13 protein-coding genes are annotated in these 13,116 nt (G+C 71.1%); 6 read left to right on the top strand and 7 right to left on the bottom strand.

Annotated elements, in window-relative coordinates; all coding sequences use genetic code 11:
- Nucleotides 1-494: 494 nt before the first annotated feature.
- A complete protein-coding gene (locus CRM89_RS21305) occupies nt 495-953 on the bottom strand; it encodes a hypothetical protein (protein ID WP_098085829.1) in 459 nt (152 codons plus the stop codon).
- A gap of 315 nt (nt 954-1,268) precedes the next feature.
- Here CRM89_RS21305 and CRM89_RS21310 point away from each other — a divergent pair, with 315 nt between their 5' ends.
- Complete coding sequence (locus CRM89_RS21310; protein WP_011212023.1) at nt 1,269-2,459, top strand: helix-turn-helix domain-containing protein; 1,191 nt, start codon at nt 1,269-1,271, stop codon at nt 2,457-2,459.
- A gap of 25 nt (nt 2,460-2,484) precedes the next feature.
- On the opposite strand, the gene CRM89_RS21315 is transcribed toward CRM89_RS21310, so the two are convergent.
- The 4 genes from CRM89_RS21315 to CRM89_RS21330 all read right to left on the bottom strand — a co-directional run bounded on the left by CRM89_RS21315 (nt 2,485) and on the right by CRM89_RS21330 (nt 6,378).
- A complete protein-coding gene (locus CRM89_RS21315) occupies nt 2,485-3,123 on the bottom strand; it encodes a DUF1707 domain-containing protein (protein WP_086845663.1) in 639 nt (212 codons plus the stop codon).
- A gap of 127 nt (nt 3,124-3,250) precedes the next feature.
- Nucleotides 3,251-3,919, bottom strand: coding sequence for a response regulator transcription factor (locus CRM89_RS21320; RefSeq protein ID WP_098085848.1), 669 nt, complete (start codon nt 3,917-3,919; stop codon nt 3,251-3,253).
- A 40-nt stretch (nt 3,920-3,959) separates the two neighbouring features.
- Entirely contained in the window at nt 3,960-5,132 is a 1,173-nt protein-coding gene (macS, locus tag CRM89_RS21325) for a MacS family sensor histidine kinase (protein ID WP_050768187.1), read from the bottom strand.
- Entirely contained in the window at nt 5,110-6,378 is a 1,269-nt protein-coding gene (locus CRM89_RS21330) for an AI-2E family transporter (RefSeq protein ID WP_098085850.1), read from the bottom strand. Before CRM89_RS21330 ends, macS begins: the two co-directional genes overlap by 23 nt.
- Before the next feature lie 102 nt (nt 6,379-6,480).
- On the opposite strand from CRM89_RS21330, the gene CRM89_RS21335 reads away from it, so the two are divergent.
- Genes CRM89_RS21335 through CRM89_RS21345 form a run of 3 tightly spaced genes read left to right on the top strand, consistent with a single transcriptional unit; the run spans nt 6,481 to nt 9,503 of the window.
- Nucleotides 6,481-8,001: an adenylate/guanylate cyclase domain-containing protein gene (locus CRM89_RS21335; protein ID WP_170916156.1), complete on the top strand. Its 1,521-nt coding sequence runs from the start codon at nt 6,481-6,483 to the stop codon at nt 7,999-8,001.
- Between the two features lie 4 nt (nt 8,002-8,005).
- Nucleotides 8,006-9,091, top strand: coding sequence for a YbhN family protein (locus tag CRM89_RS21340; RefSeq protein ID WP_098085853.1), 1,086 nt, complete (start codon nt 8,006-8,008; stop codon nt 9,089-9,091).
- A 46-nt stretch (nt 9,092-9,137) separates the two neighbouring features.
- Entirely contained in the window at nt 9,138-9,503 is a 366-nt protein-coding gene (locus CRM89_RS21345; RefSeq protein WP_060593999.1) for a DUF3054 domain-containing protein, read from the top strand.
- 7 nt (nt 9,504-9,510) lie between these two features.
- Here the strand turns inward: CRM89_RS21345 and CRM89_RS21350 are convergent, their stop codons facing one another.
- Entirely contained in the window at nt 9,511-11,190 is a 1,680-nt protein-coding gene (locus tag CRM89_RS21350) for an NTF2-like N-terminal transpeptidase domain-containing protein (protein WP_220276264.1), read from the bottom strand.
- Nucleotides 11,191-11,512: 322 nt separating this feature from the next.
- On the opposite strand from CRM89_RS21350, the gene CRM89_RS21355 reads away from it, so the two are divergent.
- Nucleotides 11,513-12,100, top strand: coding sequence for a hypothetical protein (locus tag CRM89_RS21355; RefSeq protein WP_098085858.1), 588 nt, complete (start codon nt 11,513-11,515; stop codon nt 12,098-12,100).
- 44 nt (nt 12,101-12,144) lie between these two features.
- Complete coding sequence (aroQ, locus tag CRM89_RS21360) at nt 12,145-12,585, top strand: type II 3-dehydroquinate dehydratase (protein WP_098085861.1); 441 nt, start codon at nt 12,145-12,147, stop codon at nt 12,583-12,585.
- Nucleotides 12,586-12,606: 21 nt separating this feature from the next.
- On the opposite strand, the gene CRM89_RS21365 is transcribed toward aroQ, so the two are convergent.
- Nucleotides 12,607-13,068 carry a nitroreductase/quinone reductase family protein gene (locus tag CRM89_RS21365; protein ID WP_098085863.1) on the bottom strand — a complete coding sequence of 154 codons (462 nt, stop codon included), beginning with the start codon at nt 13,066-13,068 and terminating at the stop codon, nt 12,607-12,609.
- Nucleotides 13,069-13,116: the final 48 nt, after the last annotated feature.

Raw genomic sequence — 13,116 nt, forward strand, 5'->3', positions numbered from 1 at the left:
GGCGACGCGGTCCCGTCCTCCGAGGAATCCGGCGCCATCGCCGCGTCGACCGCGCCGGTCGACGGCGACCCACCCGGCTCGACGGAGCTCGACGACCACCCCTCGGGCGTGCTCCCCGTCCCCGGAACGGCCGGCGGCGCCGTGGCGTGCGCGGCCGAGGGTGGCGCCGGAACCGGTGCGGCAGGCCCGGTCGACGCATCTCGGCCACCGGCCGTAGGCGATCCCGGCGGCGGTCCGTCCCCGACCACGCGGGTGGCACCGCCCGACGAGCCCGCCGCGGGCGCGCCGGCCAGCACCTGCCGGTGCAGAACTTCCAAGTCGCGCCCGAGGGCGCCCATCCGTGTTCCCAGCGCGGTGAACTCACCGGAGAGGCGGGAGACCAGCGCCGGGTCGATCGAACCAGTCATGGCACTCATGGTCGATCGCCCGGCGGGCCCGGACATGAGTAGAAACACCCGGGCGGGCGCGGGACATCTACCCGGGGAGTCCGCCGCTCAGCGGGAGGCCGCGGGCAGCGAGGTCACCCGGTGCACGGCCTCGATCACCGAGGAGCGGGCGGGCATGCGCAGCACCTCGGGGTCGGGTTCGCCCACCCAGTGCCAGCCGCGCGGCGAATCGGTGGTGGGCAGCAGCACGTGACGCCCGCCGGGCACGACGGTCACCCGATGCTCGGCCAGCCCGCGGCGCACGCGCACGTCGACCGGCGCGGCGGGGCTGGGCGGGGTGACGAGGAAGGTCCAGGTGCGTTCGCCGGGGTCGGCGACGACCGGCACCGGGAACGGAGTCGCGAGCGTGACCAGCACGTCGCGGCCGAGCGCGGGCGGCATGACCACGGCGCCAAGCACGCTGCCCGTGGTGACGACGGGGCGGCCCGCCAGCAGCTGGACGGGCAACCCGTACCGATGTCGCAGCACCAGGGCGGCTTCGTGGGGGGTGTGACAGCGTTCGAACATCGCGCGGCTCCTCAGACGGTGGTGGTGTGCGAGTGACGGATCGGCGCCGGTAGTCGCGCGATCACGGCGCGTGCGCGCGGGTGGTGCGCACGGATTTCGAGGAGTGCCTGCGGTGCGGTGGTATTCGGCATCGTGGTCATCGCCGCCCTGCCTTCTCAAACCGGCCTTTACAGCGCGGGCCTTCTCAAAGTTGCGGAAAGGCAACGGTATTCCAACCGGCGGGCGTCGAGTCGTACGTAATGTCCCACTTCTCGTGAACAGCGACGCCTACCGTCGGTACCCTGAAACGCAGATGTAACACGAGGACTCGAGGTCATGGACGATTCATCGATCGGCGTGCGCATCCGACGCTTCCGGGGGAAGGCGCTCACCCAGCGTCAGCTGGCGGACCTGGCCGGGGTGAGCGTCGATCTGGTGCGCAAACTCGAGCAGGGCGGCAGGCAGACGGCTTCGATCGCGAGCCTGCAGAAGATCGCCCGCGCCCTCGATGTCGACATCGCCGACCTCATCGGCAACCGGCACGGCATTCCCTCCGGCAATCCGGATGCCGGCATCGTCGCCGTCCGCCGCGCCCTCACCCCGGTCGACGACCTGCTCGGCACCGTGCCCGAGGAGGCCGCCGTGACGCTCGACGACGGCCGCCGCACCGTCGAATACGCCTGGGGCGCCTACTGGTCGGGCCGCTACGAACTGCTCACCTCCATCCTGCCCGCGGGCCTGACCCAGTTGCGCGCCACCGTGCATGCCGCCCACAACGGCGCGCTCGCCCCGGCCAACGAACTGCTGGCGCGGATGTACTGGGTGACCGGCTGCACGCTGGTGCATCTCGGGCAGACCGACCCGGCGTTCCTGGCGGTGCGGCAGGCACTCGCCGCGGCCGAGCACGGCGACGATCCGCTGCTGCTGGCCACCATTCGCGGCTCGATCGCCTGGCAGCTGCTGGTGCAGGGCCGCTACGCGGAATCGCGCGGGGTGGCCTTGCGCGCGGCGACGGAACTCGAGCCCGCCGGTGAGGTCGGCCCGGCGCACCTGGCCGCCTACGGGTCGCTGGTGTTGCAGGGCGCGACCGCCGCGGGCCGGGCGCAGCAGGTGCCCGAGGCGCTGGCGCTGCTGGAGTCCGCGAGCGAGGTGGCGTTGCGGATCGGTGCCGACCGGCAGGACTACGAAACCTATTTCGGCCCGTCGCAGGTCGTCATGCAGACCGTCGACGTGAACGTCTCGGCGGAGCGGTACCCCGAAGCGCTGGCCGCGGCGACGCAGATGCCCGCGGGCGCCGGCCTGCCGCAGGCGTCACGGGCCCGGCATCTGGCCGACACCGCGGTGGCCTGGACCCGGACCGGCCAGTATCAGCGCGCCCTGGACGCGCTGCTCGCCGCCGAGCGGGTGGGCGGCCCGGACTGGATGAAATACCAGTCCCTGCCCCGCCACATCGTCTCGGAACTCCTCGACAACGACCGCAGGGTCCCGCTGCGCGCGTTCGCCCGCCGCCTCGGCGTCAACACCTGAAACGGCCCGAACGGCCCCGAACGGCTCAGTGCCCCATCAGTTTGCGCCAGTGGGCGATCAGGGGGCGCTTGGCTGTCACCGAGCCGAAGCGGACCCGGCCGCGGACCACCAGGTGCAGGGGGCCCAGCGGCGGGCCGGTGCGGACCTTGTTGTTGACGCTGGAGCCGACGAGGTCGAGGGAGTTGAGATCGACGGTCGCCTCGGCGGGCACCACCAGGGTGAGCGAGCTGCAGAAATCGTCCATCACCACCTCGACCACCTGGGTCGCCATCACCGCTTCGGTGAAATCCAGGGTGACCGAGGACAACCAGTTGTTCAGGTGCAGGGTCGGCGGCACGTGCCAGGGGCCGCGCCGGTTGACCCCGGACAGGCGGCTGCGGATCACCGCGCCGTGGTTGGTGCCGGGCGGGGCGACGGGCGGCTGGTAGGGCGCGCTCGTGTTGACGAACCCGGTGGCGGGGGCGGCGGGCTGGCCGACCAGCCGCACGCCGGGCAGATCGATGAGCACCGAGTTGAGTTCGCCGCGGGTCTTGGCGGCCAGGGCGGTGTCCATGCGTTCGGTGAACTCGCCGAGCGAGAGCATGCCGAGGCCGACGGCCCGCTGCAGCAATTCGCCGACGTGCTCGCGTTCGGCATCGGACACGCGCAGGTCCCGGTCGCCCACCGGCTGACCGGAGCCGACGTCTTTGGATACCGATTCGGGGCCGCCCATGCCATCGAGGTTACCGACGACCCCGCGCGCACGGCATCAGGGCGATCCCTGATTCGCCCCCCGACCCGCGGCGAGACCGCTATTCGAGCCCCTGCTCGATCGCGTAGCGGGTCAGTTCCACCCGGTTCGCCAGTTGCAGTTTGCGCAGTGTGGCCTGCACGTGGTTTTCCACGGTGCGGTGGCTCAGGCCGAGCCGGGCCGCGATCTGTTTGGCGGACAGTCCTTTCGCCACCATGCGCAGCACCTCGGTCTCGCGCTCGGTCAGCGCGGGCCGGTGCGGTTCGTCGGGACGGGCCGGGGCACTGGCCATCCGGCGGTATTCGCCCAGCACCAGGCCCGCCAGGCCGGGAGAGAACACCGGCTGTCCGGCGGCGGTGGCGCGCACCGCCTCGATCAGTTCCGCGGCCGAGGCGCTCTTGACCAGGTAGCCGGAGGCGCCCGCCTTGATGGCTTCGAGCACGTCGTCGCGTTCGGCGGAGGCCGAGAGCACGAGCACCCGGCTGTCCGGCGAGACGCGCAGCACCTCGGCGGTGGCCTGGGCGCCGTTGCCGTCGGGCAACTGCATGTCCATCAGCACCACGGTGGGTCGCACCGCGGCCGCCCGCCGGGTGGCCGAGCCCACCCCGTCGGCGGTGGCGGCCACCGTGAACCCGGCTTCGCCCAGGTCGCGGGACACGCCGTCGCGCCACATCGGGTGGTCGTCGACCACCATCACCGTGATGGTCCCGGGGGCAGCGTCCTCGGTCATCGCACTCCTCTCCCGCCTGTTCATCGTGCCAGAGCCGGGCTCAGCCGCGCGGCACCCGGAACTCCCATTCCACGCCCTCGCCGTCCCCGCCGTCGCTGAGCAGTTCGGCCTGCCCGCCCAGCGCCGCGATGCGGCCGACGATGGAACGCGACACACCCATCCGCCCTTCGGCTTCCGCCTCGGCCAGCCGTCCCGGCGGGATGCCGACGCCGTCGTCGCGCACGCTGACGATCAGCTCCGCACCGGTGTCCTCCAGCAGCACATAGGCTTTCGCGTCGGGTCCGGCGTGCAGGTCGACGTTGGCGAGCGCGGTGGCGACGGCGGCGGCGATCTCACCCGCGACCCAGCGCCCGACCCGCACCGGCTCGCCGGGCGTGGACACGAACACCGTCGGGGTGGCGTGCGCCGTCAGCAGGGGACGCAGGTCCACCTCGCTGCCTCCGGCGTCCTCCCGGCCGCCCTGCTCGGAGATCAGCACCCGCAGCGCGACCTCCTGTTCACCGGCCCGCTGCGCCAACTCCTCGGTGGGCCCGCCGATCTCGGCGCCGCGACGCTTGATGTAGCTGAGCACCTGCAGCACCCCGTCGTGCACCTCGCGGGCCAGCCGCTCCCGTTCCTCGGCGGCCGCGGTCAGCCGCACTGCCCGGCGCAGCTGGTCCTGGGCGCGGCGGGCGGTGTCGGCGGCCAGGCCGAGCGCAAGCCCGACCGAGACCAGCACCGGCGCGGTGGCGTCGGTCCACACGTCCTGCCCCCACTGCTCGCGCACGGTGATGATCACCGCCGAGATCAGCAGCCCGGAGGCGATGCCGAGCCCCCACCCGCGCAGGATGGCCGCCGAGATCACCGCGTTGGCCGCCCACATGGTGGTCGGCAGGGTCTGGTGGCCGTGGTACCAGTCGTAGTCGGCGACCAGCCGGGTCGCCGCGATCAACCCGATCACCACCACGTGGTCGCCGACCACCACCCCGGCCCGCACCCGCGCCATACCGGTGCTGCGCCACTGCGAGAGCAGCAGCGCCGACGCACCCGACCAGACCACCATCAGCGCGATGAACACCCAGCTCAGCCGCTGGTTGTGGTAGTAGGGCACCGAGGCGATCTGCTGGCCGATCGCATACAGCAGGGTCACCAGCCGGAAGGCCTGTACCGCCCGCCACAGCGGAACGGTGGCGGCGTCGTCGGCGCTCAGCTCACCGGGCGGGATCCGGCTCATCGGTGGTCCCCTCGTCCTGAGCCGTCGCCGGTCGGCCGCGCAGCGGGCTGTCCGGGCGCATGGACTCCCCGGCCAGCGTCGCGGCCACGTCGAACCGGCCGAGATCGGGTTTGTCCGGCTCGGCCGAATACAGCTTGGGTTCGCCGCCGAGCAGCTCGCCGTAGGCTTCCTCGGGGCTCTCGGCCAGCAGCGAACGGATCGCGGTGTTCATCACCGCCACGAACGGCACCGCGAGCAGACCGCCCGCGATCCCGCCGAGCACCAGGCCGGCCGCGATGGCCAGCACCACCGCCAGCGGGTGGATGCTCACCGCGCGCCCGAGCAGCAGCGGTTGCAGCACATGGCTTTCCAGCTGCATGACGGCGATGATGATGCCGAGCACGATCAGCGCCGTCACCAGGCCCTTGGTGACCAGGGCGATGAACACCGCGATGAAGCCGGCCAGGAACGCGCCGATGATCGGGATGAACGCGCTGATGAACACCAGCGAGGCCAGCGGCAGCGCCAGCGGCACCCCCAGGATCGCCAGGCCCGCGCCGATGCCGATCGCGTCCACTGCCGCGACCGCGACCGTGGCCCGCACGAAGCCGACCAGCGTGCCGAACCCGAGTTCACCGGCCAGCCGCACCCGCTCGCGGTGCTTGGTCGGCACGATCCTGGTGACGAACTCCCAGATCTGATCACCGCTGTAGAGGAAGAAGATGAGGATGAACAGCGTCAGGAAGGTACCGGTGAGGATGTGCCCGATCACCGTGGCGGTGGTGAGCGCACCGCTGGTGACGCTGTCCTGATTGGACTGGATGGCCTTGACCAGGGCGTCGCCCGCGTTGCGGATCTGTTCGTCGCTCAGGTGCGGTGGGCCGTTGATCAGCCAGTCCTGGATCTTGTGGATGCTGGCGGTGACCTCGTCGGACAGCTGCGGCACACCGGCCACGAACTGCTCGACGACGAAGGTCATGATGCCCGCGACCAGTCCGAGCGAACCGACCAGCGAGACGAACACCCCGATCCAGCGCGGCACGCCGAGCCGCTGCATCAAGTCCACCAGCGGCGCGAGCAACGCGGCCGCGAGCAGCGCGATGGCCATCGGGATGACCACGGTGGCCAGCTTCTGCACCAGCATCGCCACGGCGAGCACGGCCGCGAAGACGACGAGCAGCCGCCATGCCCACTCCGCGCTCTGGCGGACGATCGGGTGCACGGCGTCCGCGGCGCTGCGCGGCGCATCGTCCTCGGGGTCGCTCACCTCGGTGAGCCTAATGGCCGGTCACCGCCGCGAACATGCGCACATGATCGAAACGCTAGATTGGTGAGCGTGTCGGCGCCCCTGGAAGCGGTCAAACAGACCATGCGAACGCGCTGGCCGCTGTACCTGACATCGATGCTGTTGGCCAACGCCTTCGGCGCGGTTCTGGTGTGGGCGTTCCTGCAATACGGGCTCCCCGTTCCGGAAGGCGAGGTGGCCGATGCCAGGCGCACCGGCCTGCTCGTCCCCGGCCTGGTCTTCGTCACCGGTGGGCTGCTGAGCCTGGCCGCCTCGGCCCTGATGTTGCGTCCGGTGATGCGGTGGCAGATGCGCGGCGGTCCGCCGAGCAGGCAGGAGCAGATGGCCGCCCTGCACGCGCCGCTGCGGCAGGCGATCCTGCACCTGGTGCTGTGGCTGTTCGGCGGCGCGGTGCTGGCCTCGCTGATCATCTCCGAATCGCCCCGACTGGCCGGCGCGGTGATCGTCACGCTGTGCATGGCCGCGACCATCGTGTTCGGCTTCACCTACATGCTCGGCGAGCGCATCCTGCGCCCGGTCGCCGCGCAGGCGCTCACCGAGGGCACCTTCGACCACACCCTCACCCCGGGCGTCGGCACCAGGATGGCGATGACCTGGGGCATGGGCACGTTCGCCCCGACCATCGCGATCGTGCTGCTGTGCGTCACCCAGATCTCCTCGGACGTGAAGTTCTCCGCGCAGTCGCTGGCCATCTCGATCCTGCTGCTGTGCGGGGTGGTCATCATGCAGGCGCTGGCGCTGTCGATGCTCACCGCCTCCAGCATCTCCGATCCGGTGCGCCAGCTCAGCCAGGCCATCGACCGGGTGCAGGAGGGCGCCCGCGACGTCCAGGTGGAGGTGTTCGACGGCAGCGAGATCGGGCTGCTGCAGGTCGGTTTCAACCGCATGATGGAGGAGGCCGCCAAGCGCAGGCAGTTGCAGGAGCTGTTCGGCCAGCACGTCGGCGAGGAGGTCGCCCAGCGCGCCCTCGACTACGGCACCGAGCTGGGCGGGGAGACCCGGTTCGTGGCGGTGCTGTTCGTCGACATGGTCGGCTCCACCGCCACCGCCGCCGAGCATCCACCGACCGAGGTGGTCAGCCTGCTCAACGAGTTCTTCCGGATCGTCGTCGACGTCATCGACCGCCACCACGGTTTCGTCAACAAGTTCGTGGGCGACGCGGCGCTGGCGATCTTCGGCGCCCCGCTGGACCGGCCCGACGCGCCGACCGCCGCGCTGGCCGCGGCCAGGGAGCTGCGCGAGGCACTGCGCGAGGTGCCCGGACTCGACATCGGCATCGGGGTGTCGGCGGGCCTGGCGGTCGCGGGCAACATCGGCGCGGCCAACCGGTTCGAGTACACCGTCATCGGCGACCCGGTCAACGAGGCATCCCGGCTCACCGAACTCGCCAAGGACCATCCCGGCCGGGTGCTCGGTTCGGGCAGCGCGCTGTACTTCGCCGAGGAGGCCGAGCAGCGGCTGTGGATCACCGGGGAGGAGGTCCAGCTGCGCGGCAGACGCCGCAAGACGCAGCTGGCCTGGCCGAAGGACAGCGTGACCGCGCCGGCGGAGACGGACGGCGAAACGGCGCGTTCGTTAGGCTGACCGGGTGACGGCCAACGGGGACTCGGCGCGCGGACCCGCTCCGGCGGCGCCCTCGCCGAGCCGCCGGTTCCGCTGGGTGCGCTGGGTCCTCGGCGTCGCGCTGATCGCCTTGCTCGTCGGGGAGGGGGTCTATCTCTGGCCCCGGCTGCACGAGTCCTGGCGCAGCCTCACCGAGATGCACTGGGGCTTCCTGGCCGCCTGCGTCCTCCTGCAGGCCCTGTCGATGAGCGGTTTCGGCCGGGTGCAGAAACAACTGTTGCGCGCGGGCGGGGTCGCGGTGAGTCAGCGCCGCTCGGTCGCCGTCGTCTACGGCGCCACCGCCATGTCGGTGACGTTGCCCGCCGGCCAGGTCTTCTCCACCGCCTTCACCTACCGGCAGACCCGCCGCTGGGGCGCGAGCCCGATGGTGGCCTCCTGGCAGCTGGTGATCTCCGGGGTGATCTCCGCGGCCGGGCTGGCGCTGCTGGCCGTGGGTGGCGCGCTGCTGGTCGGCGAGCGGGTGGGTCCGGTGAAACTGATCCTCACGCTGGCCGCGGTGGTGGTGCTGGTGTGGGCGGGCAACCACCTCTCCGACCACCCCGGCGGACTGGAGGCCCTGGTCCGCCGCGTGCTCGGGGTGGTCAACCGGATCCGCAAGCAGCCGCGCGAACACGGGACGACCAAGGTGCGCGACCTGCTGGCCCAGCTGGAATCGGTCGACCTCGGCACCGGGGACGGCGCCTGGGTGACGGTCTGGGCACTGGTGCACCGCCTCGCCGATGTGGCCTGCCTCGGCGCGGCCTGTTACGCGGTGGGTGCCGACCCGAAGATCGCGGGCTTGCTGATCGCGTTCAGCGCGGGCAAGGCCGTCGGCTCGATCCCGTTCGCGCCGGGTGGCATCGTCTACGTCGACGCCACCCTCATCTACGGGCTCACCGCGGCGGCCGGGTTGCCCGCGGCGCAGGCGGTGGCCGCGGCCTTCGTGTATCGGATGGTCAGCTTCGTGCTGGTGGCGATCGTCGGCTGGATCGTCTTCGCCTTCCTGTTCCGCACCCCGCAGGCCGACGACGCCGAATTCGAGAAGGAATTCGAGGCCGGGCGGCGCGGCTGAGCCCCGCCCGAGCCGAGCTCCGCCGGGCCGCCACTACGCTGACCCCGTGCGGAAAGTGGTGTTGGCGGTCGTGGTCGACGTGGTCCTGGTGGCCCTGTTCTGCGCCATCGGGCGGCGCAGTCACGACGAGGCGGTGCTCGCGGGTCTGGCGAAGACGCTGTGGCCGTTCGCGGTCGGGCTGGCGCTCGGCTGGTTGCTCGCGGTGCTGGTGAGCAGGCAGCGTCGGGTGCCGTTCGTGCCGACGGCGGTGTGGCCGACCGCGGTGCTGGTGTGGGCGGGCACGCTGGTCGGCGGAATGCTGCTGCGGGTGGTCGCCGGGCAGGGCACGGCGCCGAGCTTCGTCCTGGTGGCGGGCACCGTGCTCGCGCTGTTCCTGATCGGCTGGCGAGCGGCCGTCTCGGCACTCACCTGACCACCGGTCAGGGGGTCTCGGGCTGGGCCAGGGACTGGAGCATGCGCGCGGCCATCCGAGCGGTGGCGTTGCCGCTGTCGGCCTCGTCGATGTGGATCGCGAAGGCCAAATCGCCCATGTTGGCGACGAGCCAGCCGTCCGACCCCGCGGTGGCGGCGTAGGCGATGACCGGGTAGGGGCGCAGCGGCGCCAGCTCGGGGCTCGCCATCGCCTCCTGCAACATGGTGCGCAGCCGGTCGGTCACCGGTCCGCCCAGCGGCGTGAGCTGAGCGTCCGTGCTGCCCGGCCGGTCGCGCTCGATGGCGGGTGCGGGCACCTCGCCGCGCGCGATGGCCGCGGCCGCGATGGCCATGCCGAACGGGCTGGCCAGCACCGCGTCGGTGGCTCCGCCCTGGCGGACCTGTTCGGCACCGCGACCGCCGATGGCGAGCCGCCCGGTCACCTCGTCCAGACCCGGCACCTGGAAGTCGACCCCGATGCCGAGCCTGCCCGCGGCCTCGGCGGCCTCCTGCACGGTGACGTCCTGGGGCGCCTTGTTCTTGTCCAGCGCCGCCACCGAGCGCAGCAGCTCGACCGCGCCACCGACGGGGTAGAGCCCGGTGAACGCGACCGGCCCGTGCTCGCTGGCCTGGCTGTTCTGCGCGACCGCGACGACCGCGCCGCTGGACGGCTGGATCGCCACGATGGAGGCGGGCGTGCCGACGCTGACGACCGCGTCCTCGGCGGCGCGCTGTAGCCGCTGATCCATCGTCGCGGCGATGTCGGGTCCGGGCGGGCCCTGGTGGCCGGCGACCTGCCGGATGAACCGGCCGTCCGGCTCGAACACCTGGACGCCCCAGCCCGCGTGCTGGTCCTGACTGTCCTGCCACACCTTGCGCAGTGCGTCGAGCATCGGCGACCAGACCCGGCGGTCGGAGGAGATCAGCCGCGGCTGCTTCTCCATCACCACGCCGGGGATGGGGGCCATCCGCGGCTCGAGGATCGCGAAGTCGCCCTCGCGCAGGTTCACCGCGACGATCGGCTTGCCCTGTGCGGTGGCGAGCTGCTGCATCAGGCTCGGCCCGGTGATCAGCGGGGCGACCGGCTCGATCGCCTCGGCCAGCGCGTTGGTGGACGCGACCGGATCGGGCATCTTCGCCGGGTCGAGCTTGATCACGTTGATGATCTGCTCGTGCATCAGCGGCTCGCCGACGATGTCGACCACCCGCGGCGGCGGGGAGGGCATCGTGCGCACCAGCTTCACCGTGCGGTTGCCCTGGAGTTCCGGCAGCACCAGGGCGGGCTCCCAGGAGATCCGCCAGCCGATCGCCAGCTTGCGGACGGTGCCCTGCAGGCTGTAGCCCCAGTTCTTGTTCTCGCCGAAGTTCCAGTCGACGTCCATGCTGAAAATGGCGGACTCGGAATCCAGGCCGATGAATTGCGTCTTCTCGTAGTCGACGGTGCCCGGCTGCAATCCCTCGAACATTTGCTGCATCGTTGCCGACGCCGCGTTCGGGTAGGAGGTGAGCTCCGCGGCCTTGCGGTAGTCCTGTTCGTCGAGCAGTTCGGTGAAACGGTCGACGAGCGCTTCGGGCTCAGTCGCTTCCGCGCGGACCCCGCACGCACCCGAGGCCAGCACCACAGCCGCCACCCCCGCGAGTGCCAATGCGCCCCGGACGCGAAAGCGGCGGGATCCCCACACATCCATGTCGCCCACTCTTCACTCTTGTCACTCCAGCAACAAGACCACCGTACCTGAAAAGGATCTGCCCGCGACGCCCCGGTGACCGGGGCGTTACCCATGCTCAGCTACCCAATTGTGCCCGAATACCCGGGCTCGAGTGGTCGATCATGGTCGGCGTTCCGGTTACAAGCCGATAACCCGCGCAGCCACCGTACCGGGCCGCGCGGCGCGAGGGGAGCCGGGCCGCCACCGTGCCTGTTCACGCTGAGCAGAACCGCGCCGCGCCCTTGCGGCGTAACGTTGTAATCACTGTAACAACGAAAGCAGAAGTGAGCGGGTGAGCCCTATGCGACACGGACGGGGATTCGGACGACCGGGCGGGTGGCAGCAGGCCGACCTGCCCGACCCGGTGGATGCGCCGGACTGGTTCGCCGGTCGATTGCCGAGCGACTGGTTCACGGGTCCGCCGGAGATCGAGATCGACCGCGACGAGATCGTGGTCGTCGGCGAGCTCCCCTTGCCACGACCCGAATCGTCCGGCGACGAAGCGGGGGAGGCGACGACCGCGGCCGTCCCGGAGGCCACCAAGGAGGGCGCGGTCGCCCGGTTCCGCGAGAGCACCCGGCCTGCCCGGATGCAGATCGCCAACGAGGCCCAGCACCGCTACGGCAGGCGGGTCGCCTGGGGTGTGACGGTCGAGGGCGAGCGGATCATGTTCACCCAGTTGTCGGTCCCGGTGATGACCCGGCTGCGCCAGCCCGAGCGCAAGGTGCTCGACACGCTGGTGGACGCGGGCGTGGCCCGGTCCCGTTCCGACGCGCTGGCCTGGACCGTGCGACTGGCCGGCAAACATGCCGAGGAGTGGCTGGCGGAACTGCGCAGTGCCATGCGCAAGGTCGAGGATCTGCGTTCGGAGGGCCCGAAGGGGTTGTGAGCGCTGCGCCGTCGACGGCGATGCGGTGCGGCTAGGGTGAGCACATGGCCGACCGCATCGCCCCGATCCTGGTTCTCAACGGACCGAATCTGAACATGCTCGGCACCCGCCAGCCCGAGGTGTACGGCGCGGACACCCTCGACGACGTCGTCGCGCTGTGCGAGCGGACGGCGGCGCGGTTCGGCCGCACGATCACCGCCTTCCAGTCCAATCACGAAGGCGCGCTGATCGATCGGATCCACGAGGCACGCGGGGCGACATCGGCCATTGTCGTCAATCCGGGTGGACTCACGCACACCTCGGTGGCCCTGCGGGACGCGTTGGTGATTCCGGAGGTGCCGATCGTGGAGGTGCACATCAGCAATGTGCATGCGCGCGAGGAATTCCGGCACCACTCCTACATTTCCCCGATCGCGACGGCGGTGATCGCCGGAATGGGAATCCAGGGTTACGCCGCGGCAATCGAATTCCTCGCCACCCGGTAGGCCGTTTGCCTGCCCGACGGGTCAGGCCGCCGAAGTTTCCTGGATTCGGAAGACCGGGAATCCCGGCGCGATGGCCGCCAATTCGGCGTCGCTGGAATCCTTGGTGACGCCCTCGAAGAACCGGCCGACCTCCCAGCCCCACTTGCGCAGATACAGCCGCAGGATCGGCGTCTTGTCCGCGTCGTCGAGCTCGGCGGCGACGAACGGCTCGACCGTGCGGCCCAGCCGCAGTTCGCCGCCACCGGCCACCCGCAGATTGCGCACCCACTGGGTGCGTCCGCGCGGGGCCACCAGATACCGCGCACCCGTCTCGTCCTCGAGCAGGTTGACGATCGTGGTGCGCCACTGCCCGCTGGTGCGGCCGCGCACGGCGAGCATGCGGGCACCCATCAGGTCGATGCCCAGCCGCGGCAGCCACGGCATGATCCGGTTGAACACGGTGTCGAGGCCGGTGGGGGCGAGGTAGCGGGTGGCGGTGGTCATATCGACTCCTTTGTGAGCAGTGCTCTCTGTTGAGACCAGTATTCACCG

It is taken from the genome of Nocardia sp. FDAARGOS_372 (genome assembly GCF_002554515.1).
Taxonomy (GTDB): Bacteria; Actinomycetota; Actinomycetes; order Mycobacteriales; family Mycobacteriaceae; genus Nocardia; species Nocardia farcinica.

Bases quoted from the DNA above. Each gene is read 5' to 3' on its own strand.
- CRM89_RS21305 (WP_098085829.1), bottom strand. From the start codon at position 953: ATGTTCGAACGCTGTCACACCCCCCACGAAGCCGCCCTGGTGCTGCGA.
- CRM89_RS21310 (WP_011212023.1), top strand. From the start codon at position 1,269: ATGGACGATTCATCGATCGGCGTGCGCATCCGACGCTTCCGGGGGAAG.
- CRM89_RS21320 (WP_098085848.1), bottom strand. From the start codon at position 3,919: ATGACCGAGGACGCTGCCCCCGGGACCATCACGGTGATGGTGGTCGAC.
- macS (WP_050768187.1), bottom strand. From the start codon at position 5,132: ATGAGCCGGATCCCGCCCGGTGAGCTGAGCGCCGACGACGCCGCCACC.
- CRM89_RS21335 (WP_170916156.1), top strand. From the start codon at position 6,481: ATGCGAACGCGCTGGCCGCTGTACCTGACATCGATGCTGTTGGCCAAC.
- CRM89_RS21350 (WP_220276264.1), bottom strand. From the start codon at position 11,190: ATGGATGTGTGGGGATCCCGCCGCTTTCGCGTCCGGGGCGCATTGGCA.
- CRM89_RS21355 (WP_098085858.1), top strand. From the start codon at position 11,513: ATGCGACACGGACGGGGATTCGGACGACCGGGCGGGTGGCAGCAGGCC.
- aroQ (WP_098085861.1), top strand. From the start codon at position 12,145: ATGGCCGACCGCATCGCCCCGATCCTGGTTCTCAACGGACCGAATCTG.
- CRM89_RS21365 (WP_098085863.1), bottom strand. From the start codon at position 13,068: ATGACCACCGCCACCCGCTACCTCGCCCCCACCGGCCTCGACACCGTG.